Genomic DNA, 25,162 nt, shown 5'->3' with positions numbered 1-25,162 from the left:
ACGAAACCGCTGGTCACAGGGATGGACAGAGACACTTGCCCCTGCTGTCCGCGCAAGCGAGCGCTTTTTCTTGACCAACCGATTGATTGTACCGACCGTTGGGTCTATTTTACCGGCAGCCGCATCGCTGCTGCCAGGAGAGACCCGTATGTTCAACGAAGATCATGCGCGAATCGGGAGCACCACCCCGCCTTCCCGCACCCGACCTCCGGCTCCGCCCACTCCCGCCCGCACCCGGGCCACCCAGCCGGAACACGCAGCCCCGTCGCACCGAGCCCGTCCTGCCGCGCGGCAGGACGGTGCAGCGCAGACGTCATACGGGCCGGCACACCGCACAACCGTTCCTGCGTCCCCACGCTTCGACGACACACCGTCCGGCCGGCGCATCGGCTGAGGCGGGCGGTCGAAGCCGCGCCGACACGAACCGCAACAAGGCGTCGGCCGTCGACCGGTGCGTCACCGCGTGCTCGCTCCCTGGTCCGCCCTGATCCGAGCAACTCAAGGATCCAAGCAACGCAAGGCCGTGCCCCAGCCGTGCCCTCTTCCGGGTCCGCGGCCATGCGCAACGGCACGATCCGCAGGGACCGATCCTGCGCCGGACGTCCTCCAAGGCCGCCTGGACCAGCGCCGCTCCCTGGACCTCCGCTCACCCACGGAAGGCCTCTCATGTCCCAGACACAGACCACCCCACCCCAGAGCCCGGAGAGATCCCGCTCCGCCATGCGGAACGGGTTCATCGTGGCCGCCCTGCTGTGGGCGGTTCAGCTGGTCTCCCTCGTCGCCGCCCTGTCCGGAACCACCCAGGCAGCGATCGCGATCCACTTCGAGACCACCAAGATCGCCTGGTTCACCCTGATGACCCTGCTGACGGGCACGTTCTTCCTGCCCTTCGTGGTCAAGGGGGCGGCTCTGTTCGGCAAGCGGCGGGCCCTGCTCGTCGCCACCGGTCTGGGCTTCGCAGGAGACCTGGTGGCCGCCATGGCCACCGACTACCGCACCCTGCTGATCGGGCGCGGCATAGCCGGCATCTACACGGCGGCCACCCCGCTCGCCTACGCCATCACGCGTGACGTCTTCCCGCGCCGCTGGGTCGGACTCGCCAACGGCATCATGGCCGGCGGTGTGGGCCTGGTCGCCTTCGGCGGCCCGTTCCTGTCCGGCTGGCTGCTCGACAACCACGGCTTCCGTGGCGTCCTGTGGTTCATGGCCATCAGCACAGCCGCGGCCTTCGTTCTGGTGCTCGCCCTCGTCCCGGAGAGCCCGGTCCGCGAACGGGCCGGCCGGATGGACTGGGTCGGCGGACTCCTGCTCGGCGGCGGGGTGACCCTCATCGTCTACGCCGTGGGCCAGGGCTCGGAATGGGGCTGGGGCAGCGGCAAGTTCATCGGCTTCGTCGTCGGCGCCGTGATCACTCTCGTCGTCTTCCTGCTCGTCGAACGCCGCGTCGCCGAGCCGTTGTTCCCGCTGGCCATGATCCGGCGCCGCCCGGTGTGGTCCGCCCTGCTGGCCACCGCGGTGGCGGCCGGCGCGCTCAACGCGGTCGGTGTGGTGATCCAGCTGCTGGTGCTGATGCCGAGGATCCCCCATGTCTCCGACGGTCTTGGCTGGTCCGGTACGCACAACGCGATCGTCACCAGCCCGATCAGCGCCATGATCATCCTGGGTGCGGTCGGCACCGGCAGCATCGCGCGGCGCATGGACAGCCGGATCCTGCTGGGCATCGGTGTCGCGCTGGCCATCGTCGGCTACGGCATCGGCACGCAGTACCACTCGACCGCCGGCCAGATCATCTCCTGGGGTGTGGTCGCGGGGTTGGGTACGGGCGTGGTCGTCGCGGTCGTGCCCATCATGGTCATCGAGGTGGTCAGCCCCGAGGAGCAGGCCATGGCCAACGGCGCGCAGAACCTGGTCCTGGGCGTGGCGCAGATCATCGTCTCCCAGCTGGCCTACGTGGTGATGGCGCAGCACGGCATGATCCTGAAGGGGACCCAGTTCTACCTCGACAAGGGCTTCGTGAACGGGATCTGGCTGGTCATCGGGTGCTGTGCGTTCGGCGGGCTGCTCGTCGCCCTGGTCCCGAAGGCAGAGCGCCTCGACGACGCCGAGGTCGGCCAGGCCGCCTGACCCGGACCGGGCTCCCGCACCGCCGCTCGCGGTGCGGGAGCCCGCTCGCGGGTCCCGTCCCACTGAGTGGGCAGGCGCCGTCCGGTGTGCCAGGGCGACGATCACACTTCTTGCCGGTGTACGGAGTGTCGGAGAACGACGCGATGGCGTCGAATTCGGGAGGCGGGACAGCATGGCCGGGTCACTTGCCGACAGGGTCGCGTTCATCACCGGTGCGGCCCGCGGTCAGGGCAGGGCGCACGCGGTGCGGTTGGCGCGCGAGGGTGTCGACATCATCGGGGTCGACATCTGCCGCGACATCGACACCATGGACTACCCGAACGCCTCCTCGGAAGACCTGGCCGAGACCGTCCGGCTGGTCGAAGGGCAAGGGCGCAGAATGGTCGGTCTGCCCGCCGACGTACGCGACTACCAGGCTCTGAAGTCGGCGTTCGACGAGGGCTACGCCGAGTTCGGGCGACTGGACTTCATCCTCGCCAACGCGGGCATCGTGCGCTTCGCCGCCGAGGACGGCGACGAGTTCGTGCGGATCTGGCAGGACATCATCGACACGAACCTGACGGGTGTCTTCCACACGGTCCGGGCCGGCCTGCGGGCCATGATCGACGGTGGCCGCGGAGGCTCGATCGTCATCACGAGTTCGAGCGCCGGTATCAAGGGCACCGGCTCGCCGAACGCGGGCGCCCAGGCCTACACCGCGGCCAAACGCGGCCTCGTCGGCTACATGCAGACCCTCGCCAACGACCTGGCGCCCCACATGATCCGGGTGAACACCATCCACCCCACGGGCGTCGTCAGCGGGATGACGCAGAACGAAGCCCTCGCGAAGAAGGCCGCGCAGCGCGGCAGCGAGATCGCCCAGATGCAGAACGCCCTGCCCATCGAGATCCTGCAGCCGGAGGACATCGCCAACGCGGTCGCCTGGCTGCTGAGCGACCAGGCGTCCTACGTCACGGGAATCCAGCTTCCGCTGGACGCTGGATTCTGCGTCCGCTAGGCGGCCGACCCCGCCGGTGCGGAGAACCGCTCGCGGATGTGGTCGGTTCAGTACGCGATCGCCACGTGCAGGGCGTGTTCACGGTCCGCGGCCGTTTCCACGGCCTCGACGATCCGGTCGAGTGCGAAGGTGTGGGTGATGATCGACGCGAGATCGAACGTTCCGCTCGCCATGATGTTCATGACGTCGATGACGTCCTCGGGCCGGTACCCGCCCGGACCGATGATCTCCTGTTCGCCGTACGCGAGCCGGACGAGGTTCACCGGGACCGGCTCGGGGTGCACCGCCACGACACCGATCCGGGCCCCCGGCTTGGCCATGTCCTGGATGGTGGCCAGCAGTGCGTCGGCTCCCGCCGCCTCGATGTAGATGTCGGCGTCGGGGCAGGTACCCAGCAGCGTCGTCACCTCGCCCATGACCTCCGCCGCCCGCTCCCGCACCTCCTCCTGGGAAGAGTTGCAGGTCGTGAAGCCGAGGCCGGCGGCCTTCCGAAGGCGGAGGTCCGCGAGGTCCACCACCATGACCTCGTCGACACCGAAGCTCCGCAGGGCGACGGCGGCACCGATCCCGATGGTGCCGGCGCCGAAGACGACGGCCTTCTCGCCCGGCCGGGGGCGGCAGCGCCGTACCGCGCGGTGAGCGACGGTGAAGGGTTCGACGAGCCCGGCGACAGGTGTCGGGATGCGGTCGTCCACGGGGAAGACCTGCTGTCCCACGCGGCAGTCGGGCACCAGGATGTATTCGGAGAATCCGCCGATGCAGCCCGCCTTGCGCGGGTCCCCCTTCGCCAGAAGGGGGTACGGGTACACCCGGTCTCCGACGGACAACCCGGTCACCTCGGACCCCACCTCGGCGACCTCGGAAACGACTTCGTGCCCGAACTCCGCACCCTGCAAAATCTGATGCGCTCCGGGACCGTGCAGATAGACCGACACGTCCGACCCGCAGATGCCGGCGTGCAGATTGCGGAGCAGTACATCCCTCGGCCCGCAGCTCGGCGTCTCGCGCTCGGTGACAATGATGTCGAAAGGCCCGTTGTATATCGCGGACTTCATGGCGTGGAGTCCCCCTTCTCGCAGTTCGTGGGCGCCTGTTTCCTCGTGTTCCGTGGGCGCCTGTTTCCTCGTGTCCTGTGGGCGCCTGCGAAAAGCTACTGCGGGAAAAGGGCGGAACAGCCGTGGCTTCCCGCTGTGCGGACGGGTTTGTCAGCGATCTCCACCGTGCGCCCCCGGCCGTGTCCGTCGTCGCCAGGCCCTCGCCACGACCCGACGGCTGCGGTCCAGAATCCGCCGAGCGCGTTCCTCCGGTGAGACCCCGGCCCGCTCGAGGCGGCGCAACGGGACCTCCGCGCTGATCGTCACGTCCTCGGGAATGAGCGGCAGGATCTCGTCCAGGGGGAACTCTCCGTCGCCGGGAACGGTCCGGTCGTGGTTGGTCTCGTCTAGGTAGGCCGAGGGACTCCCGGACGCGAGGGCACCGTCGCTCAACTGGCAGTAGCCAATGAGACGTCGGTCGATCCCGCCCAGTTCGGCCGGTCCTTCGCCGGCGCGTACGAGGTGGAGGGTGTCGACGAGGATCCTGAGGTTCGGCTGGTCGAGCTGCCTGACGACCGCGACCGCCGCCGCCAGTGACGGCACATGCGAGAGCGGCGTGAACTCGAGCAGTACGTCCACGTGCGCGGTCCGGGCGATCCGGCAGAACTCGCCCAGCAGATCGGCTGTCGCGCCCGGATCGCGCGGGGCGTTCACATCGGGCTCGTACGCGCAGGTGTTGGCCAACGGGGCACGCATGTCCGAGAGCACGTCGAGCTGCCGTCGGAGGGGGTCCAGCCCGGCCCCGGGGCTGAGGAGGAATCCGTCCGCCATGGCGATCGGGATGGCGAGCGCGTCGAGCTGGGACACGGTCTCGCGCAGTACCTTCCGGTCTCGGGCGCCGGGGTGTCTGACGCTCAGACAGACGCTGGCGGCGTCGCCCGCCGCAGCGGCGGCGACGAACACGGACAGTAGTTCCTCGCGAAGGGTCAGGTGCTCCAGGCCGACCATCGGACGAAGGCACTGATCGCTGTCGCTCGGCATCAGGCGCCGAGCATCTGCAGGCCGCCGTCGACCGCGATCAGCTGACCTGTCATGAACCGGGCCCCGGTACCGGCCAGGAACACCATGACCGGCCCGAGATCCGTCTCCGGATCGCCGAGTTCACCTCTGAGCGGCATTGCGGACCGCAGGTTCTGCCTGAGCGCCGCGGCACCCTCCTCGCCAAGGTGTTCCCACAGCCGGTCGGCCCCTGCGGTCTGCACCGCCGGCGCCAGGGCGTTCACCGTGATCCCGTACCTTCCCCACGCCGCCGCCACGGACCGGGTCCAGGCGTGGACGCCTGCCTTCGCGACCGCGTAGTGCGGCGCGAGAGGGTTCCCGCGCACTCCCTCGCCGGATCCGAGATTGATGATCTGCCCGCCGCCGTGTCGCATCTTCTCGAACGCGGCCTGGTTGGTGAGGACCGTGCTCCGGAGGTTGACGTCGAGCATCGTGTCGAGTTCGTCGCCGGACAGTGACTCTGGCGTACCGGGCCACCAGCCCCCCGCGGCGTTGAGCAGGACGTCCAGACCGCCCAGGACGGTGGCGGCCCGCTCGAAGGCCGTATCGACCGAGTCGCGGGAGCGCGCGTCACAGGGCAGCCAGTGGCAGCGGGCCCTGAGCCCGTCCGGCGGCGGTGTCGAGTGGAACAGGCCAACGACGCGTGCCCCGGCCGCGAGGAACACGGACACGGCCGCCGCCCCGATTCCGCCGGCCGCTCCGGTCACCAGCACGCGCCGTCCGGCGAGCGGCCGTTCCTGGGGTACCGCGACCGGCGACCGGTCGGGGGCTGTCACTTCCGTCACGCGCACTCCTTTGCCGGGGCTGCGAACGTGGCTCACTGTAACCACGAATCAGTCAATTGAATACACTCAGTTCGTCGAAGCGGCACATGACGAACGCCCCCTCGACTCGCGTGTTCCACTGAGTGGACACCTTCGCCGGAAGCGCACGACACGGCGATCACACTGCTGCTCTGGACGGCGCCGCACCGCAGCCGGACGGCCCTGCGGCACGCACGGCGCCATCCCTCGAACGGCGTCCCGACACGTGAATTCGGCCTCCTGCAAGCGGAGTTCCGCGTCTGTGAGCCGATGTCCACAAGCCCATGTCCATGAGCCGGCATCCCTGTGCCGATCACCCTCGAAGGAGAGACCATGTCCGAGGAACTCACGGGAAAGGTCGCCTTCATCACGGGAGTCGCCCGCGGTCAAGGGCGGGCCCACGCCGTGCGGCTGGCCCGGGAGGGGTGCCACATCATCGGGGTGGACATCTGCGCGGACATCCCCACGATGACGTACCCGAACGCGTCGGAGGACGACCTCGCCGAAAGCGTCCGACTGGTTGAGCGGGAGAATCGCCGTATCGTCGCACGCAAGTGCGACGTGCGGGACTTCGCAGCCCTGCAGGCCGCGTTCGACGAGGGGTACGCCGAGTTCGGCCGGCTGGACATCATCATCGCGAACGCCGGCATCATCCGGCTCGGTGACGAGTCCGAGGACGTCCTCGCGGACTGGAACGACGTGATCGACGTCAACCTCACCGGCGTCTTCCACACGGTGCGCGTCGCCCTTCCCTCCCTACGGGCCGGTGGCCGCGGCGGATCGATCGTGATCACCAGTTCGTCGGCCGGGCTGAAGGGCACCCCTTCGCTGAACACCAGCGGCGTGGCCTACACCGCCGCGAAGCGCGGGCTCGTCGGCCTGATGCAGAACCTCGCCGGTGCCCTCGCCCCGGAGTGGATCCGGGTCAACACGATCCATCCCACCGGCGTGCTCAGCGGCATGACCCAGAACGCGGCCATGGAGAAGCTCATGGCGCAGGCCGCCTCCGGGGAGAACAACCTCGTCTCCGGCATGCAGAACGCCCTGCCGCTCGACGTCCTCCAGCCCGAAGACGTGGCCGACGCGGTGGCCTACCTCGTCTCGGAACAAGCACGTTTCATCACCGGCATCCAGTGGCCGCTGGACGCCGGTTTCAGCATCCGCTGAAAACGCCCTACGACCGTGAGGATTCCCGAATGGAGACCCCGGCTTACTTCGACGGCTTCCCGGACTTCGCCCTCGAACGCACCAAGAACGGAGTCCTGACCCTGCGGCTCCACAACGGCGGTGGGCCCGCCGCTCTCAGCGTGCGGATCCACCGCGACTTCCCCCGCGTCCTGAGGGAGATCGCCGACGACCGGGAGAACCGGGTCCTGGTCCTCACGGGCGCCGGCGACCGTTTCATGACCGAGATGGACATGACGGTCGATCGCCAGGTGTTCAAGCCGCTCAACTGGGACGATATCTACTGGGAAGGCCGCCAGGTGCTCCGAGCCCTGGTCGATCTCCCGATGCCGATCATCGCGGCGATCAACGGACCGGCCACTTTCCACTCGGAGTGGGTCCTGCTCGGCGATATCACGATCGCCTCGGACACCGCGCACTTCCAGGACTTCCCCCACCTCGCGGGCGAGGTCGTACCGGGAGACGGCGTCCATGTCGTCTGGGAGGAGCTCCTCGGCATCAACCGGGCGCGGTACGCGGCCCTGACCCAGCAGGTGATCCAGGCCGACGAGGCTCTCCAGCTGGGCATGGTCAACGAGGTCGTCCCCTTCGCGGAGGTTCTCCCCCGCGCGCTGACGCTGGCCGAACAGCTGGCCTCCAAGCCCTCATTGCTGCTGCGCCTCACGCCGCTGGCGCTCCGACAGCGGCTCGCCCGACGGCTGGACGAGGGTACGACGCTGGGCATGGCCCTGGAAGGACTGACCTTGGCCGACAAGCCCTATCAGAGCTGAGCCCGCTTACGGTTCAGCCCGCATGCGCCGCACGCCCGCATGCGCCGCACGCCCGCATGCGCCGTGCGGCCGTGCGGGCGAGCTCGCTGTGGACCCGGCTGGCGTCAGTCGTCCTGTACGGCCGCGTACAGGCCACCGTCGACGACGATGTCGACGCCGTTCACGAAGCTCGCCTCGTCCGAGAGCAGGAACGCGGCGACGGCGGCGACCTCCTCGCACCGGCCGGTGCGGCTCAGCGGCGTGCGCCGGATCAGCTGCCGGACCGACTCGTACCGCGCCGCCTCCATCCGTGTCTCGGGCGTGTCGATGGCGCCGGGCGACACGGAGCACGCACGGGCTCCCGTCGGCCCCAGCCGCACCGCCTCCGCACGGGCGAGGCGGTGCACGCCGTACGTGGCCCACGGATACGCCCACGCCGAATCCTCGACGGCCGGGCCGATCGCGTCCCGGAGCCGGACGAGGAAGTCGCCCTCCAGCGCGGTGTCCAGGACGGCGGCGACCGCCGGATCGGGGTCGATGTGAGCGATCAGCGGAGACACCGAGGCGAAGTACACGAAGGCCGTGCCGACGGTGGCCAGCGGGCGGAGCACCTCGGCGACGAGCGCGGCCGAGACGAAGTCGACCTCGAGGATCCGGCGCCAGTCGGCTTCCTCCGGCGGCACGTTCTCGGCGTGCGCGACGGCCCTCAGCGTGCCGAGTTCACTGACGCGTCCGGCGAGCCGTGCGAGGTCGTCCCGGTCGGTGACGTCCACCCCGAGCGGCTCGACGGCCGTGCTCCCGCCGTGTCCGGACAGGTCCTTGGCCATCGCGGCCGCGGCCGCTTCACTACGGTCGGCGAGCAACAGCACGTCCACCATGTCCACCAGGCGCTTCGCGCATGCCTCGCCCGTCCCGCGCCCGACGCCGGTGGCGATCCCCACTGTGGTCATGCGTCACTCCTCACCAGAGACACTCGTCACAGGACGAGTGTCTCGCGAGTGACCCGGCGCACGGGCATCACGACGTGCACACGTTCTTCGGCCCGTCGGCCGCGGCGTCGATCCCCCCTCCGCCACGAGGGAGCGATCTCCCCGAGCCGGGGTGCAGCCCGCTGCACCCCGGCGTACCCCCCCCACACGGAGAGGCGGTTGCGTCGCCTACCAGGTGACCGGCAGCTCACGGATGCCGAACGCGAGCGCGTCGGCGGGACGGAACGCGAGTTCGTCGCGGTCGACCGCCAGGCGCAGAGTGGGGATGCGCCGGTAGAGGGTGCTGTAGACGACCTGGAGTTCTATACGGGCGAGTTGCTGGCCGAGGCACTGGTGGATGCCCCAGCCGAAGGCGTGGTGGTGGCGGGAGTCACGGGTGAGGTCGAGGTTCTCCGGCTCGGGGAACGCCTCCGGGTCCCAGTTGCCGGCGGGCAGCGGGACGACGATGCCGTCGCCGGCCTTGATCCGCACGCCCTCGAACTCGAAGTCCTCTGCGGCGATGCGCCGTTGCCCGAACATAGCGACGGTCAGGTATCGGAGGATCTCCTCGACCGCGGGCGCGGCGTCCTTCGAGTCCTCGATCTCGCGCAGCCGCGCCAGTTGCCCGGGGTTCTCCAGCAGCAGGGCGGTACCCAGCGTGATCATGGTCGCGCTGGTCTCATGACCGGCGATGAGCAGGATCATGCAGAGCAGGGTGGCTTCGGGAAGGGTGAGGTCGCCGTCCTTGATGCGCACGGCGAAGTCCGAGAGGACGTCCTCGGTGGGCTCCTCCATCTTCTTCTGGAGCATTCCGGCGAGATAGCCGCCGAGCGCTTCGTTCGCCTGCCGGTCCTCCTCCGCGGTCTTGTCGCTCCGGGTGGCGACGGAGCCGTGCTTCTGGAAGAACTCGTGGTCCTCGTACGGCACTCCGAGCAGCGCGCAGATCATCAGCGAGGGCAGCGGCAGCGACAGCGCGGTGGCCAGGTCCACCGGCTTGGGACCGGCGAGCATCTTGTCGATGAGGTCGTCGGTGAACTTCTGGATCTCCGGCCGCAGGGCCTCCATCCGGGGCCGGGTGAAGGGGCGTGTCATCATGCGGCGGATCCGCGCGTGGTCGGTGCCGTCGGCGTTGAAGACGGTCAGCGGATGGTGATGGGCGTTCTCGGCCATGGCCTTGTTGGGGTACGGGAATCCCGGCCGTTTGTCGTCCGAACTCACCCGGGGGTCGGACAGGATGGCGCGCTGTGCGGCGTGGCCTGTGACCAGCCAGGGGGTGCTGCCGTCCCAGATCCGCCCCCGGGAGACGGGGGCCTTCTCGTTCAGGGCGCGCAGACCGGGCGGCGGGGCGAAGGGGCACTTGGCGTCGCGGTCGTCCTGGTAGTAGTAGACCTGCTCGTCAGGGGCGGGTCGGGCCTCTGCCTGGGCCATGGGTTCTCCTACGGTGGTGGGGGGAAGGGGCAGGCTCGGGACGCGCTATTCCTCGATGCGGATGGCCAGGGCGGGGCAGACCGCGGCCGCGTTGCGGACGTCGTCGGCCAGTTCCGCCGACGGTTTCTCGTTGAGCAGGACGACGATTCCGTCGTCCTCACGCTGGTCGAACACGTCCGCGGCGGCCGCCACGCACTGTCCGGCCGCGACGCATTTCTCTTCGTCGACGACAACCTTCATGGGATCTCTCCAGATCGTTCAGTGGGTCGGGGCGGCGGACTCGAAGGCGTCGCCGACGTCCACTCGGCCTGCGACGGGAGGAAGCCGGGCACCTGGAGCCCGGAAGCCGGACCGCCGGCTCAGACCAGGTGGCGTCCGCCGTTGGGTGCTGAGGGTCTGGCCGGTGACGTAACCGGCCTCCTCCGAGGCGAGATACGCCACCGCGTAGGCGACGTCCTGCGGCCGTCCGGCCCGCTTCCTCGGCAGGTGCGCCGCGGCGGCGTCGATGTCCACGGGCCCCTGACGCGCGAGCGGGGTGTCATCGGGCACCAGTTCCCTGGTGACCAGGAACGGCCCCTTCAGATTGATGCCGATCATCCGGTCCCACGCGTCCTCACCCATGCTCACGAAAGGCTGACAGGCGGTGACCCCAGCGTTGTTGACAAGGATCGCGACGGACCCCAGCTCCCGACGGATCCGGGCGGCCGGCACGGCCGCGACAGCCTGCCCAACACCACGGGCGCCACCGGTAACAACAGCGACCCTTCCCTCCTGTGACATGCGTGCGCCTTGTTCACCTGGTTCGGATGCCGTTCGGAACCGCTATTCGCCCAGCGCCTCGCGCACCGCGGTCCGGGCCGACACCGCGGCGGGGAAACCGGCGTATCCCCCGGCGTGGTAGAGGACCTCGGCGATCTCGTCCTTGGTCAGCCCGTTGGTGAGTGCGATCCGGGCGTGGGTCTTCAGTTCTGTCTCGGCGCGCAGCGCGATCAGCACGCTCAGCGTGACCAGGCTGCGGTCCCGGGGGCTGAGGCCCTCGCGGCCCCACAGCGCACCCCAGACAGCGGTCAAGCCGATGTCGACGAGCTCCTCGCCGAGACGGCCGTCCCGCAGGTCGACGTCCTCTTCCGGGAAGACCCCCGGCAGGGCCGCACGCATGGCCTTCCAGCCGGCGGCTCGCAGATCGTCGGGGGCCCCGGACACCGCTTCGGCGGGTTCCTGGACGTCCTTGGGTGCCATACGCGACTCCTCTACACGGCCTTGTGTGGTTCGCCAGAGCGAAAGTTAATTCAAGCGGTCGGTACAATCAATGCTCTTCGTCGATCCCATCGCGTCGCGCTGCCGTCGCCGACGAGACAGCGACACACGCGGGAGCGGCGACCGACGTCCCATCGGAGGGCGGTCGCCTCCCCAGCCGCGTCAGTTGAACGTCGTGACCCGCTTGCGGAACTTCCACGCGTCACCGACGCGGACCAGCGTGTCCTCGTAGGTCCCCACGAGCTGCACCGCCCAGCCCTCCTCGCCGCGCACGAAGAACACCAGGTTGCTGCTGGCGGTCACCTCGTCGCCGGGCGGCGAGGTGAGCAGGGTGTTGCCGACGAGGTGCAGCTGCGGGCCCTGCGGCGTGAACGCCCCATAGACCTTGCGGATGGCCTCCCGGCCCTCGAAGGTTCCCTGGCCCACGATCTCGGCGACGCCGTCCTCGGTGAAGAGGTCGGGAATGACCTCGGTGCGGCCGGCATCGATGGCTTGGGCGTAGGCGGCGATGGTGGCCTGCACACCGGCCAGTGCGGCTTCGGCGGAAATGGTCATCGGTCTTCTCTCCCAGGGCAGTTCAGGGGTGGAGTGGTTCAGGGATGTGCGGTTACGCCCCGCAGGGTGGTCAAGAGTCGTCGCAGCAGCCGCGACCCATACCCCGAACCCATATTTTGAACACACAGTCTATTGATGCCACGGACCCAAAGGGAGGGTTATCCGCAAGCAACTTTTCTTGTTGACCGATCGGTACAATCTTATTAGCATGCCGACGGCCGGTACCGGGACTGTCACCAGAGGAGGCGTTTATCGTGACGAAGCGTTGGAAGCAGCGTCCGCCGGGTTCGACGTGGGGCGACTGGGGTGAGGACGACGAGCTGGGCCGTATCAACCTGCTCACCCCCGAGAAGGTCCTTCAGGGCGTGCGCGAGGTCGAGCACGGGATCAGCTTCAGTCTGAGCCTGCCGCTCGACTATCCCGGCGGGTCGGCCATGAACCAGCGCCGCTACCCGCCCATCCTGCGCCCCACCGAAGACCTCGCCCACACCCAGGACGTCTTCTACAACGTCGTCGCCCGTGAGCAGATCGACCCCTCCCTGATCGACGTCTGGTCGGACGACGTCGTGACCCTGTGGCTGCAGTACTCGACCCAGTGGGACTCGCTCGCCCACCAGGGCGCCGAGTTCGACGCGGACGGTGACGGGGTCGCCGAGCCGGTCTACTACAACGGCTACCGGGCGGGCACCGACCTCGTCGGGCCGCAGGAGGATGCCAAGGGGGACGGTAGCGGGAGCCTCAGCTTCGCCCGCCACCTCGGTCTGGAGAAGATGGCGGAACACGGGGTCCAGGGCCGGGGTGTCCTCATCGACATCGCCCACCACCTCGGCACCGGCTACCAGCCCGTCAACCTGAAGCAGCTCCAGGACATCATGGCCGCGGACAACGTGGTCGTGGAGCCCGGAGACATGCTTCTCCTCCACACCGGCTTCGCCACCCAGATCCTCGCCTGGGAGAAGAACCCGGACCCGGTGGCGATCCACCAGACGGCCGCCTATCTCGACGCGGACGACCCGGACCTGCTCGAATGGATCGCCGAGTCGCAGATCTCGGCGCTGATCTCGGACAACTACGCGGTCGAGGGCGTGGGCGTCACGCAGGCGCAGGGCCCGCACACACTGCTGCCGATCCACCACCTCTGCCTCTTCAAACTCGGCGTCCCGCTCGGTGAACTCTGGTACCTGCACGACCTCGCCGCCTGGCTCCGCGAGCACCACCGCAGCCGCTTCCTCCTCACCGCACCACCCCTCAACCTCCCCGGCACACAAGGAAGCCCCCTCACACCCGTCGCCACCGTCTGACACCACCCCGACGGCTGCGACTCACAGAAGAGGCCCCGGGACTTTGGTCCCGGGGCCCCGTCCGCGCCGTGGGGAGGAAGGCACTTTGGGTTCACTTCCCCCGAATGTGCCGAGGGCTGTTCGACGCGGGCTGCGGGAGCCTGTTTCAATCGACACGTCGTCACGTCGAGCGGGGAGAGAACCAATGCCACGACCGCCGGGCCACGGACCGGGCTTCGAGGTCAGACGCCAGAAGATCATCGACATCGCGGCGTCGCTGTTCGCGCAGCAGGGCTACGCGGCGACCTCGATCAACGACCTGGGAAGTGCGGTCGGGCTCGCCAAGGGCGCCCTGTACTACTACATCGGGTCCAAGGAGAACCTGCTGGTCGAGATCCAGTCCCGGGTGATGGGCCCGTTGCTCGCCCGCGCCCGGCAGATCGCCGCGCTCGACGCCGGCCCCCTGCTGCGGCTGCGTCTGCTGTCGGAGTCACTGCTGACGATCATCTTCCGCAGGCTCGACCACATCTGGGTCTACGAGCACGACTACCGCTCGCTCAGCGGCGAGGAGCTCAAGACCCTGCTGGGACAGCGTTCCGACTTCGAGCAGGTGATCTCGGGGCTGCTCTCGGAAGCCATGGAACAGCACGTCTTCCGGACGATGCCGCCGCGGCTGGCCACCTTGCAGTTCCTCAACCTGCACAACCACACCTACCAATGGGTGAACCCGGACGGAGAGTGGGACGCGGCGTTCCTCTCCCGCGAGTACTGCGGGACTCTGTTCCGCGGATTCGGTGCGCCGGACCATGCCCTGCCGAAGATCGAGGAGCAGGCCGAGGAGTTCAAGCGGGACCACCCCGGCCTGTCGCTCGACCCCGAGTCGGGGTGGGAACGGGTCCCCGCCGCCGGCTGACCTGTCGAGGCCCCGACCCGGGTGGTCGCCGCGGAACGGACCGCTGCGGCCGGCGGGCCGGGACGCTAGCCGACCAGCTCCGGCATGTCCCGGCGTTCCGGCCGCGGGGCCGCGAACAGATCATCGGAGACGGCCCGCACCGCGTTGACCACCAGCGGAGCCACGAGTTCCAGTGCGGAACGGCCGTCCCCGACCACCGATATCGCGCCGAGAGGCCCTTCGGGGCCGCGCAGCGCGACGCCGACGCAGCCGAGATCGGGGAAGCACTCCCCCCGGTCGATCGCCAGTCCGTTGCGGCGCCGTACCAGGCCGAGTTCACGGTGCAGCTCGTCGAGGCGGCCGATGCTGTGCGGGGTACGGCGCTCCATCGCCTGCGTGTACCGGGCGTCGATCTCCTCCGGCGGGAGCCAGGCCAGCATGGCCTTGCCGAGCCCGGTGCAGTGCGCGACCGCCCGGCCGCCGACCTTGGACGGTATGTCCACCGCGGCCCGGCCACCCACCTTGTCCAGGTAGTAGATCTCCGGCCCGTCCAGCACGGCCAGGTGGACGACCATTCTGGTGCGCACCGCCAGATCCAGCAGGTGCGGTGCGGCAGCGGCCCGCAGCGCGCTGTGGCCGATCTCCCGGCCGCCCAGACCGAGCGCCCGGGGTCCCAGCGTGTATCCGGCCGCCGTGTGGCGCAGCCAGTCCAGCCGGACCAGTTGGTCGAGTATCCGATGAGTCGTCGAGCGGGGCAGATGTGTCCGACGGGACACCGCTTCGAGCGTCAGGTGGGTCTGCGGACGTTCGAAGAGATCCATGATCAGTGTCACGCGCTCCATCATCGACGGAGGCAGCGCATGGCCGTCGGCCTCGGTTGCACGCACGCTCAGGCGAAGGGCAGACGTCATCGTCGGTGCCTCTCTGCTCAAACTGAAATCAATTCTAGTTCGACGCCGACGTCAAACTACCAACGCCGTCGGCCGTGAAGAAAGAGTCATGCACCGACTCATTAGGGTAGTTGGTCTATTATTCGGCGAACGCAAAAAAATGTACCGCTCACCGGGAAACCCCCTCCCGCAGCGGTCCATCAGGTGGTAGTCGACCGGGAGCGATGTCCCGGGCGATGCCGTCGTCCGCCTCTCACGGCATCGTGATCAGCCGCGCGGCCAGCCGCAGGTCCGCGTTGCCCTGCTCGGTGGAGATCTCCTCGGTCAGCATGGCCACGAACACGCCCCACCAGTTGTAGACGAGCAGCCGCACCCTGCTGCGCTCGGTCCGCGCATCCACACGGCCCGCGAGTACACGCAGGAGTCTCTGGCCCAGCGCGCTCTCCACGATGTCGATCCGCGTCGGGACGACGCTCGTGTATTCCGTGAACGACGACAGCGCCACCGCCGAGGCCAGCAGCCGGCTCCCCAGCAGCTTGCCGCTGAGCGCGACGAGCATCTCGCCCACCTCGGTGCCGGTGTCCACCGCCTCGCAGGCCCCCGGACCGCCGTCGCCGTCGCCGTCACGGTCGCGGTCGCGGTCGCGGTCGCGGTCGCGGTCGCGGTCGCCCAGGAACTGCTCGATGTGCCACTCGAGCACCGCCAGGAACAAGTACGGCTTGGACGGGAAGTAGCGGTACAGCGTGGCGATCGCGACGCCGGCTTCCTTGGCCACGTCGTGCATCTGCACGCTCGCCAGTCCCTCGCGTGTGCCGAGATCGGACGCGGCACGCAGGATGCGGACCCGGCGGGCGGCCTGACGGCTCGATATCGGCGCCGCGGGCCGTCGTACCGCTACGGGTCTCGCCACTCTTTCCCTCTCCGCCGTGCGCCGGATGCGGCCGCCGTCGGCTCTCAGCCGGCCTCCGGGCGCGTCAGGAGGGCCACCGTCCCACCGGGGCGTACTGGTCGCCGTGTCCCTCCCGATCAGTGGGACGGCCCCGGCAGCGGCGGTATCGGGCTGTCTACCGTCGCAGACGTAGCGATACCGGGGGCCCGACGGGCCGCCCCGGATCTGACCAATGTGAGGGGAGGACCTGATGGGCGTTCGCTCACTCGGGTACCTGCGTCTGGAGTCCAACGACCTCGACAAGTGGAAGGCCTTCGGAGCCGACTTCCTCGGCCTGATGCAGGTCGAGGGCGGTGATGCCGAGTCCCTGTCCTTCAGGATGGACGACTACCCGGCCCGTATCGTGGTCTCTCCGGGGGCCCAGAGCGGGATGACGGCGCTGGGCTTCGAGGTTCTCGACGAGCGGGAGCTGGCGCGTCTGGTCGCCGACGTCGAGAAGGCGGGGATCAAGGTGACCGTCGGCACGGAGGCCGAGGCGGCGGATCGGAAGGTGACGGGCTTCGTCAAGTTCAACGACCCGGGCGGGAACCCGGTCGAGCTGTTCTACGGCACCGTCCTGGACCATGTGCCCGTGCAGACGCCGCTCGTCTCGAAGTTCGTCACCGGTGACATGGGATTCGGACACGCGATCATCTCCGCCGAGGACGCGCGGACCACGTTCGACTTCTACGTGAACGTCCTCGGCTTCATCGAGCGGAACACGATGCGGTCACCCGGTGGTACGACGTGGTTCATGGGGTGCAATCCGCGGCACCACACGCTCGGTGTGACCCCGATGCCGGGTCCCGGGCGGCTGCTCCACTTCATGGTGGAGGCCGTGACCCTGGACGACGTGGGACGCGCTCTCGACCGGGCGGCCACGTACGAGGTGCCGATGATGCACTCGCTCGGCAAGCACACCAATGACCACATGGTGTCGTTCTACGTCTGGTCGCCGGAGAACTACGCCGTCGAGTTCGGCTGGAACGGCCTGAAGGTGCCGGAGCCGGTGCCCGTGTACGAGATCACGGACGGGGCCTTCTGGGGCCACCACTTCACGCCGCCACCGCAGCCTGCCGGCTGAGCCCACGGGCATGGGTGAGCCCCGCGGCCGACGGGCCGCGGGGCTCAGCCGTGTTCACCGGACGGTGACAGCCCGTTCCGGGCAGGCCGTTTCCCCGTCGCGGGCCGCGTTCTCGAGTGCTTCCGGAACCTCCGCGTCGTAGGGCACCGCGTAGCCGTCGTCGTCCAGGCGGAAGAGCTGCGGCGCCGCCGCCGCGCACCGGGCGTGACCGGAGCACGCCGCCGTGTCAATGGTGATCTTCATATGCCAACTCCGCTTCCCGCATTGTGTGCACTGAACACTCCCAATCAACCGAGAGCAATCGGCAAACTCCCATATAGGGCGGCGATCTTCGGGTGCCACGCCGCCCCGAATTCCATATTCAGGATACTCTTTTCTTCAGCTGAAGGAGACCCCATGGGTCGGGTACAGGGCAAGGCCGTCTTCATCACGGGAGCCGCGCGGGGTCAGGGCCGGGCCCAGGCGATCCGGCTCGCCGCGGAGGGCGCCGACATCGTCGCCGTGGACCTCTGCGAGGACATCGCCACCAATGGCTATCCGCTGGCCACCGAGAAGGACCTCGTGGAAACGGTGCGGGCGGTCGAGAAGCTCGGCCGGCGCATCGTCGCCCGCAAGGCGGACGTACGGGATCCGGCCGCGCTCAGGGCGGCCGTGGCCGAGGGGGTGGCCGAGCTGGGGCGGCTCGACGCCGTCGTCGCCCAGGCCGGGATCTGCCCGCTGGGGCCTGACCGGACCGCGCAGGCCTTCCTCGACGCGGTCACCGTCGACTTCAACGGTGTCGTGCACGCCGTCGACGCGGCGCTGCCCCATCTGCCCGACGGCGCCTCGATCGTCGCCACCGGATCGCTCGCCGGGCTGACCCCGGCCACCACCGACAACCCGGCCAACGGGCCCGGAGGGCTGGGCTATTCGCTGGCGAAGCGCCAAGTTGCCGCGTTCGTCCACGACTTGGCGACGGTGCTGGCGCCCCGGCGGATCCGGGTCAACGCGCTGCATCCCACCAATGTCAACACCGACATGCTCAACAGCGACCTCATGTACCGGACGTTTCGCCCCGATCTTGAGAACCCGAGCCGCGAGGACGCCCTGCCCGCCTTCCCCGCGACGACGGGTTTCGGCATCCCCTATGTGGAGCCGGAGGACATCGCCGAGACCGTGCTGTTCCTCGTCTCCGACGAGTCCCGCTACGTGTCCGGCATGCAGATGCGCGTGGACGCCGCCGGATACGTCAAGAGGCGTCCGCAACCTCCCACGTTCTGAGGGCCGTTCGGTTCCGTTGCATCAGTGCCACCAGGGGATCAGCGCGTCGAGGTGCCGGCGCATCCGATGGCGGGCCATCCCGGCGTCTCCCTGCACGATCGCGTCGAGGATGCGCTGGTGGACGTCGCGGACCTCGTCGGCGGCCGTGTCCCCGGGCAGCTGCCGGTCGTGTCCGGAAGCGTGCCGGCGGAACAGCTCGGTGATGATGGCGAGGAAGAGCGACAGCACCGGATTGTCGGCCAGGGCCGCCAGTTCGGAGTGGAAGAGGTCGGCCTTGCGGGGGTCGTCGGGCGGGCCCTCGACGGTCCAGCGGACGGCCTTCCCGAGGCGTTCGGCGACCTCCGGGTCCCCCGCGACCTGCCGGGCGGTCACCTTCGCGACGATGCCGAGTTCGATGGCGTTGCGGACGATCCTCAGATCGTCGGCGGCGACGCCCTGGTACTCCAGGAAGAGCGCCATCGTGTCGACACTGGCCTGCGGTTCGGGTTCGGTGACGATCAGCCCTCCGCCGGGACCGCGGCGCGTCCGGGCGACCGAGTGGTACTCCAGGAGCCGTACGGCCTCCCGCAGGACGGCCCGGCTGATCTCGTAGCGGGCCAACAGATCCGCCTCCGAGCCCAGGACCGTGCCGACCTGCCAGCCGCGTGCGGCGATGTCGTCGTGGATCCGGGCGGCCACGACTTCGGCGAGTTTGGCCCGTGATCCCTCGGCGAGTTCGGGCTCGACCACGTTCCCCGAGATGCGCGGCCCGCGGCGGACCCGGTGCTTCTCGATCCACGCGGCCACCGACTCCAGATGAGCGGTCAGCTCGGCCTGCGCGCGGGCGCCGCCGTCGGCGATGACGGCGTCCACGACGGCACGGTGCTCGCGGTGCGAGACCTCCTTCGCCGCATACGTCTCCGCCTTGGACAGACGCCGTGAGGTGTGCGCGTAGCGGGCGGTGAGGCGGGTCAGTACATCGATGAACAGGTGCAGCACCGGGTTGCCCGACAGGCGGCCGAGCATCGGGTGCAGCGGATCCTGCGAATGGACCGACGGGGCGTCCCAGTGCTCGAGTTCGAAGTCGAGGGTGGCCCGGAGCGTGCTGATGCCCTCTTCGGTGATCCGGTCGGCGGCCAGGCCGGCGGCGATCGGTTCGAGGAGCAGGCGGGCCTGGAGCAGGTCGGTCACGCTGGTGCCGACGTATTCGAGGTAGATCACCATGGCCCGGGTCGCCGGTCCCGCGTCGGGCGCGCAGACGATGAGGCCGCCGCCGGGGCCGCGCCGCATCCGGGCGACCTGGTGGTGCTCGACCAGCCGCACCGCCTCGCGCAGCACCGCGCGGCTCACCCCGAACCGCTCCCGCAGCTCACCCTCGGAGCCCAGCGACTCACCGACGGGCCAGCCCCGGCGAATGACCTCCGCCTCGATGCGCTGCGCGGTCTGCGCGGCCAGCTTGCCGACCGGGACGTCCGTCTCGCCGCCGGCGGATTCGCGGTCGACGGCAGTCGCCATGGCCAGCTCCTCTGGGGAATATTGCGGATCCCCAGTCTATTCACCACCTGCGTCAAGGGGCGGGAAACAGGCATCCGGTGCCGTGATCGGGGCACTGATTCCGCCGTGGCGTCTGCCGCGACGGCACCGCCGACGGGACTCCCCGGGGTCCGCGCCGGGCGTTCACCACTCCAGCCGGAGGGACTTGATGCCGTACATGTTGCCGTGCTGCCACAGCTCCTGACCGGGCACGATCCGGTAGTCCGGGATGCGCCGGTGCCACTCCTCGACCGCCACGTTGAGTTCGAGGCGGGCGAGGTGCGAGCCGAGGCAGCGGTGCGGGCCGGAGCCGAACGCGATGTGGTTGGTGGCCTTGCGGTGCAGGTCCACCTCGCGCGGGTTCTCGTAGCGGCCGGGGTCGCGGTTGGTGACCGCGAGCGGGAGCATCACCATCTCGCCCGCCCTGACCGGGCAGCCGCCGACCTCCACGTCCTGGGTCGCCTTGCGGGCCGGGACGACGAACGAGTAGACGCGCAGGATCTCCTCGACCCCGGTGGGGATCAGCGAGGGGTCGGCGACGATCTCCGCGCGCTGCTCCGGGTGCGTGGAGAAGTGGTACAGCGCCCAGCCGATGGAGATCGGCACGGTGTCGAAGCCGGCCTGGAACATCAGGAGGCAGAAGGCGTGCATGTCCCGGTCGCTGATCGGCTCGCCGTCGATCGTCCAGGTCATGGCATGGGAGAGCAGGTCGTCGAGCGGTGTCCTGCGGCGCAGGGCGATCTGTTCCTCGAAGTAGACCGACACCTCCCGCATGGCGGTCATCTGGCGGGCGCCGTCCGGGTCCTCGCCGTGGGAGAGGTGCAGCAGTTCCCGAGTCCATGCGAGGAAGGTGGACAGGTCCTCCTCGGGCAGGCCCATCAGGCGCATGAAGACCAGGGTCGGGAAGCGGCGGGCGAACTCGTCGAGCACGTCGCCGCCGTCGCGGTCCTTCAGCGCGTCGATCATCTCCGCCGCGATCCGGCGGACCTCTGGTTCCCGGGCGGCCACGGCACCCGGGGAGAAGTAGCGGCCCAGGAGGCGCCGCCACACACCGTGCGTGGGCGGGTCCAGCATTTCGGGGATCCAGAGGAACTTCGGGTCCGGATCGAGCACCGTCACCGACTTGCTGGAGAACGTCCGCCAGTCCTGGAGTGCCTGCTGCACGGCCGGGCCGTCCGTGACGACCCAGAAACCCCGGGCGACGGTGCTGCGGAACCCGGAGTGGGTACCGGCCATCTCGTCCCAGCGCTCCTGGTGGCTGAGGACCGGGCCGCCGAGGCGGTTGTCGAAGTCGTAGGCGGCCGCGCCCTCGTAGATTCCGTCGGGCTCGTCGAGTGTCGTACTCATGTCGGCTCCTCTCGGCCTGCGCGTTCCGCGAGCTGATGCGCCCGGGTGCGGCCGACCGGTATCAGGCGGCACCGAGCAAACCAGAAAAGAGTGTACTACTCTCTTCGTTCCTGTCGACATTGCTGCGATAGATTGAGCCCAATGGAGCCTCAGTTCGCAAAATAAGGTCACTTTATCGCGAGGTGCTCCACGGAGGAGCCAGCTTCCTGCTCGTGTCGAAGCCGACCACCCTCGCGAGGGTGCCGCCGAGGATGGCGGCGCGGTCCTCGTCGCCGACTCCCTCGAAGTTCTCGGCGACACACTCGGCGCTGTTGCGGAAGGTCCCTTCCGCGTGCGGGTAGTCGTTGCCCCACATGACCGTCGAGAGGCCGGTGATGTGACGGGCCTTCACGGCCGTCGGGTCGTCCGCGAACTGCACATGGATCTGGCGCCGGACGTACTCGGTGGGCTTGAGCGGGTAGGGCCACCGGTCGTTGACGGCGAACAGCCGTCCCATGGCGAGCTGTTCCCTCGGGGCACGGCTGTCGTCCCAGAAGCCGAGCCACCAGTCGGGGTCCTGGCCGGTGCCGGTCTTCCAGGCCTTGTCCATGTAGCCCATGAAGGAGACGAGCCAGCCGGCGGTGTACTCGATCAGGTTGAAGTGCAGGTCGGGGAAGCGCTCGCAGACGCCACCGCCGACGAGGCTGGCGACGATGCCCTGGGGACCGGCCACTGCCGACCCCACCGCGCTGCCCATGGTGCGGCCGGCCACCATGTCGTCGGTCAGGTTGCCCTTGCCCATGTTCATGGCCGTCATCAGCCCCCGGACGGTCAGCGCCGTCTCGGACACCTCTTCCTTGACCATCACCCCGCCGGTGGCCACGTGGATGAACACCGGCATCCCGTGCGCCTGGGCTGCCGCCCAGACCGGGTCATACTCCCTCGCGAAGTACGGCAGGGGCGGGATCTCCGGCAGCAGGATCGCGCCGAGCCCCAGCCGTGCGCATCGCTCGATCTCCGCCACCGCCTCGGGGACGTTCGTGAGCGGTATCGCCGCCGTCGGACGCAGCCGGTCCTTGTACGGGAGATACCGCTCGACGAGATAGTCGTTCCAGACGCGGGCGTGGGCCATGGAGAGCTCGTGGTCGTCGGTGAACAGGACGAACAGCGACAGGTTCGGGAACATCACCGAGGCGTCGACGCCGTCGAGGTTCATGTCCCGGATGATGTGGTCCGGATCGCCGTCCGGCGTCTCCCCGCCGAGCTGGCGGTACTTGGAGATGGTCCAGCCGTCGAAGCCGATGGTGTGCAGCTTCTTGAACTCGGTGTGCCCGCCGTCGACGATCGGCTCGTCGAGCGTGAACTCCTCTTCCCACAGAGCCCGTTCGCGAAGGTGCCGGGGAAGCCGGGACTTGAAGAGATCGACCGGCTCGATGATGTGCGAGTCGCCGGACACGACAAATTCCTTGAACACAGACGGTACCTCTTTCGAACCTCGTCGTTCGTGGCAGAACTTCACCGCGGATGATGCGAAGTTAGCTGTACCGTCCGGTCTAGTCAATGATTCAGTATACGGAATAGGGGAAACATGTCAGTATCCGGAATCCTGACAGATTGCTGACCAGTAGGTAGCTACATGCGGCTCCTCTCGCCAATTCAATTACGTACACTGAAATGATGAGTGTCCGGCGCCACCCACGTCGTCTGTGGCCGGGCCCCGCGATCGGCGGCGCGGGACCCGGCCACAGGCGTCGGTACGGGTTCTAGACGGTCACCGGTTCATCGGCCTCGGTCCCGGCCAGCTCCTGTTCCTCGGACGTGATCGCCTTCAGCAGCACGTACGGCGTGGCGATCTTCCAGAAGACGTACGCGATCGAGGGGAGCAGGTAAGCGAGCAGTCCGTTCCAGGCGAGCGGCCCGGACTGGTTGAGGAAGACGAAGGCGCCCGGGATGAGCAGCACCCCCAGCACCATGCTGAGCCAGCCGTACCAGCGCGGGAAGACCGGCTTGGCGCGGCGGTGGTCGATGAACGCGGCGTACCCGATCGACCAGACCTGCAGCACGAAGATGCAGGCGTTGCCCACGAACATGAGCCAGAAGGTGTCGGTCATCGCGGACAGGACGTCCGGGGAGTGGATCTCCGGCCGGTAGGCCGCGGCGGCCAGGATCGCGAGCGGGAAGAAGAACCCGAGCGGGGCCACCACACCCGTGGTGAGCTGGATCATGGAGAGCAGACCCCAGCCGCCCTCGACCCGGCGCAGCTGCATGCTCGTCACGACGACGTACGGGTATTCGAACGGGACGAGCAGGACCATCAGGGCGACGCAGGTGAGGATGCCCGTGCGGTGGTCCTTGAGGAAGGTGACGATGTCGTCGGGGCTCTCCGTCGGACTCATCGGCGGGGTGAGGTGCCCCACGGCGAAGGCCGCGAAGAATCCCAGGAACAGGATGACTCCGCACCACGCCGACACGCGTTGCAGTCTGAAATGCAGGTCTTTCTTCATCTGCGGCTCCCTTTTCTACCGACCGATCTGGTCCCGGCCACGGAGTCCACGTCCGCCGTCCGGGGTCGCGCCGCTCCACCGCTCACACCAGGGCGCGCATCGACGCGGGCAGCTCAAGTCCCATCTGTGCGAGGGCGTTGGCGTGGTATGCGGTGCCGGGTACGTGGATCATGTGCTGGAGTCCGACGTGGGCGTCCCGCCAGTACCGCTGGATGGGGTTGGTGCGGCGGATCGCGTTGCCACCGGACCTCGTGAGGATCTCGTCCAGCGCCGAGACCGCACGCCAGGCGCAACGGACCTGGTTGCGCCGTACGTCGGCGCGGTCCGCGATGGTGACCGGCCTGCCGGCCTCGACCTGGTCGTACAACCGGCTGATGCCGTCGATGAGTTGCACCCGTGAGGCGGCGATCTCCGCCGCGGCCTCGCCGGCCGCGTAGAGCACGTAGGGATCGTCGCGCACCTGGACACCGGTCACCGCGACCCGGTCGCGCTGCTGGGCCAGGTGGAGCGCGAGCGCGCCCTCGCAGATGCCGACGACCGCGGCCGTGATGCCGAGCGGGAACATCGAGGTGAAGGGCAGCTTGTACAGGGTGTCGGTCAGTCCGACCGCCTCGGCGGCCGCCCCCTCCTGGACCATTTCCTGCCGGATGGTGCGGTACTCGGGGATGAACGCCCTGTCGACGACGACGTCCTTGCTGCCGGTGCCCGCGAGGCCGATCACGTCCCAGGTGCCGTCGATGATCTCGTAGTCCGAGCGGGGCAGGACCACGTGCATCACGGTGATCGGCCCGGCGGGCTTCCCCGTGCCGTCCCCGAGGAGCGCTCCGAGGAAGTCCCAACGGCAGTGATCGCTGCCGGAGGAGAACGGCCAACGGCCGCTGAGGACGTAACCGCCGTCCACCGGCTCGGCGATGCCGTTGGGCATGTACGGCGACGCGATCCAGGTGTCCGGGTCGTCGTCCCACACCTCGTGGGCGAGCCGCGGGTCCAACTGGGCCAGTTCCCACGGGTGGACGCCGACGACTCCGCTCACCCAGCCGGCGGCCCCGTCGTGGCGCGCGACCGCCATCACCGCCTCCGCGAAGTCCCGGGGATGCGCGGCGAACCCACCGAACTCCTTGGGCTGCAGAAGCCGGATGACCCCGGTGGAACGCAGCAGTTCGACGGTCCGGTCGCTCAGCTTGCCGAGTGACTCGTTCTCGTCGGCGAGTGCGGCCAGTTCAGGGCCCGATTCCTCGATACGGCCGACCACTTCATGCGTCACTCCGCGCACCTCCCGGTGACTGGTCCCTCACACGCATCGCCGCGCCGCCCGCGGCGGAATGAC

At 68.8% G+C, this 25,162-nt stretch carries 25 protein-coding genes; 8 read left to right on the top strand and 17 right to left on the bottom strand.

The genetic code is table 11. The features are described 5' to 3' along the window. Window positions 1–666: 666 nt before the first annotated feature. Window positions 667–2,124: an MFS transporter gene (locus tag ACZ7M2_RS36200; RefSeq protein WP_471598878.1), complete on the top strand. Its 1,458-nt coding sequence runs from the start codon at window positions 667–669 to the stop codon at window positions 2,122–2,124. Between the two features lie 172 nt (window positions 2,125–2,296). Continuing rightward, window positions 2,297–3,121, top strand: a complete 825-nt coding sequence (locus tag ACZ7M2_RS36195) for a mycofactocin-coupled SDR family oxidoreductase (RefSeq protein ID WP_471598877.1) — start codon at window positions 2,297–2,299, stop codon at window positions 3,119–3,121. Window positions 3,122–3,168: 47 nt separating this feature from the next. On the opposite strand, the gene ACZ7M2_RS36190 is transcribed toward ACZ7M2_RS36195, so the two are convergent. From ACZ7M2_RS36190 to ACZ7M2_RS36180, 3 genes are all read right to left on the bottom strand, one after another. Beyond that, window positions 3,169–4,176, bottom strand: coding sequence for a zinc-dependent alcohol dehydrogenase (locus ACZ7M2_RS36190; protein WP_471598876.1), 1,008 nt, complete (start codon window positions 4,174–4,176; stop codon window positions 3,169–3,171). Between the two features lie 150 nt (window positions 4,177–4,326). Then, entirely contained in the window at window positions 4,327–5,196 is an 870-nt protein-coding gene (locus ACZ7M2_RS36185; protein ID WP_471598875.1) for a sugar phosphate isomerase/epimerase family protein, read from the bottom strand. Then, the gene (locus tag ACZ7M2_RS36180; protein WP_471598874.1) at window positions 5,196–5,999 is read right to left on the bottom strand and encodes an SDR family NAD(P)-dependent oxidoreductase; all 804 of its coding nucleotides are present in this window, start codon (window positions 5,997–5,999) and stop codon (window positions 5,196–5,198) included. The genes ACZ7M2_RS36185 and ACZ7M2_RS36180 overlap by 1 nt, the downstream gene beginning before the upstream one ends. 351 nt (window positions 6,000–6,350) lie before the next feature. Between ACZ7M2_RS36180 and ACZ7M2_RS36175 the strand changes: the two genes are divergently transcribed. Continuing rightward, complete coding sequence (locus ACZ7M2_RS36175; RefSeq protein ID WP_471598873.1) at window positions 6,351–7,184, top strand: mycofactocin-coupled SDR family oxidoreductase; 834 nt, start codon at window positions 6,351–6,353, stop codon at window positions 7,182–7,184. A 29-nt stretch (window positions 7,185–7,213) separates the two neighbouring features. Beyond that, window positions 7,214–7,972, top strand: coding sequence for an enoyl-CoA hydratase/isomerase family protein (locus ACZ7M2_RS36170; protein ID WP_471598872.1), 759 nt, complete (start codon window positions 7,214–7,216; stop codon window positions 7,970–7,972). Window positions 7,973–8,076: 104 nt separating this feature from the next. On the opposite strand, the gene ACZ7M2_RS36165 is transcribed toward ACZ7M2_RS36170, so the two are convergent. The 6 genes from ACZ7M2_RS36165 to ACZ7M2_RS36140 all read right to left on the bottom strand — a co-directional run bounded on the left by ACZ7M2_RS36165 (window position 8,077) and on the right by ACZ7M2_RS36140 (window position 12,159). Continuing rightward, window positions 8,077–8,901, bottom strand: coding sequence for an SDR family oxidoreductase (locus ACZ7M2_RS36165; protein ID WP_471598871.1), 825 nt, complete (start codon window positions 8,899–8,901; stop codon window positions 8,077–8,079). A gap of 207 nt (window positions 8,902–9,108) precedes the next feature. Then, on the bottom strand, window positions 9,109–10,347 hold the full coding sequence (locus ACZ7M2_RS36160; RefSeq protein ID WP_471598870.1) for a cytochrome P450: 1,239 nt from the start codon (window positions 10,345–10,347) through the stop codon (window positions 9,109–9,111). Window positions 10,348–10,392: 45 nt separating this feature from the next. After that, window positions 10,393–10,587 (bottom strand): ferredoxin, encoded by a 195-nt coding sequence (locus ACZ7M2_RS36155; protein ID WP_352053446.1) that lies wholly within the window; start codon window positions 10,585–10,587, stop codon window positions 10,393–10,395. Window positions 10,588–10,605: 18 nt separating this feature from the next. Beyond that, on the bottom strand, window positions 10,606–11,127 hold the full coding sequence (locus tag ACZ7M2_RS36150; RefSeq protein ID WP_471598869.1) for an SDR family oxidoreductase: 522 nt from the start codon (window positions 11,125–11,127) through the stop codon (window positions 10,606–10,608). 42 nt (window positions 11,128–11,169) lie between these two features. Beyond that, on the bottom strand, window positions 11,170–11,586 hold the full coding sequence (locus ACZ7M2_RS36145) for a carboxymuconolactone decarboxylase family protein (RefSeq protein ID WP_471598868.1): 417 nt from the start codon (window positions 11,584–11,586) through the stop codon (window positions 11,170–11,172). A gap of 180 nt (window positions 11,587–11,766) precedes the next feature. Further along, window positions 11,767–12,159: a nuclear transport factor 2 family protein gene (locus tag ACZ7M2_RS36140; RefSeq protein WP_352053449.1), complete on the bottom strand. Its 393-nt coding sequence runs from the start codon at window positions 12,157–12,159 to the stop codon at window positions 11,767–11,769. A 254-nt stretch (window positions 12,160–12,413) separates the two neighbouring features. Here ACZ7M2_RS36140 and ACZ7M2_RS36135 point away from each other — a divergent pair, with 254 nt between their 5' ends. Next, on the top strand, window positions 12,414–13,460 hold the full coding sequence (locus ACZ7M2_RS36135; protein ID WP_471598867.1) for a cyclase family protein: 1,047 nt from the start codon (window positions 12,414–12,416) through the stop codon (window positions 13,458–13,460). Window positions 13,461–13,644: 184 nt separating this feature from the next. Then, the gene (locus tag ACZ7M2_RS36130; RefSeq protein ID WP_352053451.1) at window positions 13,645–14,352 is read left to right on the top strand and encodes a TetR/AcrR family transcriptional regulator; all 708 of its coding nucleotides are present in this window, start codon (window positions 13,645–13,647) and stop codon (window positions 14,350–14,352) included. A gap of 65 nt (window positions 14,353–14,417) precedes the next feature. Here ACZ7M2_RS36130 and ACZ7M2_RS36125 read toward each other — a convergent pair whose 3' ends face one another. Together ACZ7M2_RS36125 and ACZ7M2_RS36120 are read right to left on the bottom strand one after the other, a co-directional pair. Continuing rightward, the gene (locus ACZ7M2_RS36125; protein WP_471599038.1) at window positions 14,418–15,173 is read right to left on the bottom strand and encodes an IclR family transcriptional regulator; all 756 of its coding nucleotides are present in this window, start codon (window positions 15,171–15,173) and stop codon (window positions 14,418–14,420) included. Between the two features lie 301 nt (window positions 15,174–15,474). Beyond that, complete coding sequence (locus tag ACZ7M2_RS36120) at window positions 15,475–16,131, bottom strand: TetR/AcrR family transcriptional regulator (RefSeq protein ID WP_471598866.1); 657 nt, start codon at window positions 16,129–16,131, stop codon at window positions 15,475–15,477. 229 nt (window positions 16,132–16,360) lie between these two features. Between ACZ7M2_RS36120 and ACZ7M2_RS36115 the strand changes: the two genes are divergently transcribed. Next, window positions 16,361–17,233, top strand: a complete 873-nt coding sequence (locus tag ACZ7M2_RS36115) for a VOC family protein (RefSeq protein ID WP_471598865.1) — start codon at window positions 16,361–16,363, stop codon at window positions 17,231–17,233. A gap of 54 nt (window positions 17,234–17,287) precedes the next feature. On the opposite strand, the gene ACZ7M2_RS36110 is transcribed toward ACZ7M2_RS36115, so the two are convergent. Continuing rightward, window positions 17,288–17,476 carry a ferredoxin gene (locus ACZ7M2_RS36110; RefSeq protein WP_471598864.1) on the bottom strand — a complete coding sequence of 63 codons (189 nt, stop codon included), beginning with the start codon at window positions 17,474–17,476 and terminating at the stop codon, window positions 17,288–17,290. Window positions 17,477–17,629: 153 nt separating this feature from the next. Here ACZ7M2_RS36110 and ACZ7M2_RS36105 point away from each other — a divergent pair, with 153 nt between their 5' ends. Continuing rightward, complete coding sequence (locus ACZ7M2_RS36105) at window positions 17,630–18,493, top strand: mycofactocin-coupled SDR family oxidoreductase (protein ID WP_471598863.1); 864 nt, start codon at window positions 17,630–17,632, stop codon at window positions 18,491–18,493. Between the two features lie 21 nt (window positions 18,494–18,514). Here the strand turns inward: ACZ7M2_RS36105 and ACZ7M2_RS36100 are convergent, their stop codons facing one another. The 5 genes from ACZ7M2_RS36100 to ACZ7M2_RS36080 all read right to left on the bottom strand — a co-directional run bounded on the left by ACZ7M2_RS36100 (window position 18,515) and on the right by ACZ7M2_RS36080 (window position 25,099). Then, entirely contained in the window at window positions 18,515–19,987 is a 1,473-nt protein-coding gene (locus ACZ7M2_RS36100; protein ID WP_471598862.1) for a FadR/GntR family transcriptional regulator, read from the bottom strand. A gap of 162 nt (window positions 19,988–20,149) precedes the next feature. Beyond that, window positions 20,150–21,352: a cytochrome P450 gene (locus ACZ7M2_RS36095; protein WP_471598861.1), complete on the bottom strand. Its 1,203-nt coding sequence runs from the start codon at window positions 21,350–21,352 to the stop codon at window positions 20,150–20,152. A 172-nt stretch (window positions 21,353–21,524) separates the two neighbouring features. Beyond that, window positions 21,525–22,787, bottom strand: coding sequence for an amidohydrolase family protein (locus tag ACZ7M2_RS36090; protein WP_471598860.1), 1,263 nt, complete (start codon window positions 22,785–22,787; stop codon window positions 21,525–21,527). A 307-nt stretch (window positions 22,788–23,094) separates the two neighbouring features. Continuing rightward, window positions 23,095–23,835: a hypothetical protein gene (locus ACZ7M2_RS36085; RefSeq protein ID WP_471598859.1), complete on the bottom strand. Its 741-nt coding sequence runs from the start codon at window positions 23,833–23,835 to the stop codon at window positions 23,095–23,097. Between the two features lie 82 nt (window positions 23,836–23,917). Further along, window positions 23,918–25,099, bottom strand: a complete 1,182-nt coding sequence (locus ACZ7M2_RS36080; RefSeq protein ID WP_471598858.1) for an acyl-CoA dehydrogenase family protein — start codon at window positions 25,097–25,099, stop codon at window positions 23,918–23,920. Window positions 25,100–25,162 lie beyond the last annotated feature (63 nt).

The organism is Streptomyces sp. NPDC111507 (assembly GCF_055638955.1).
The sequence above is the reverse complement of the archived record's forward strand: the minus strand, read 5'-3'. Positions and strand labels throughout refer to the sequence as shown.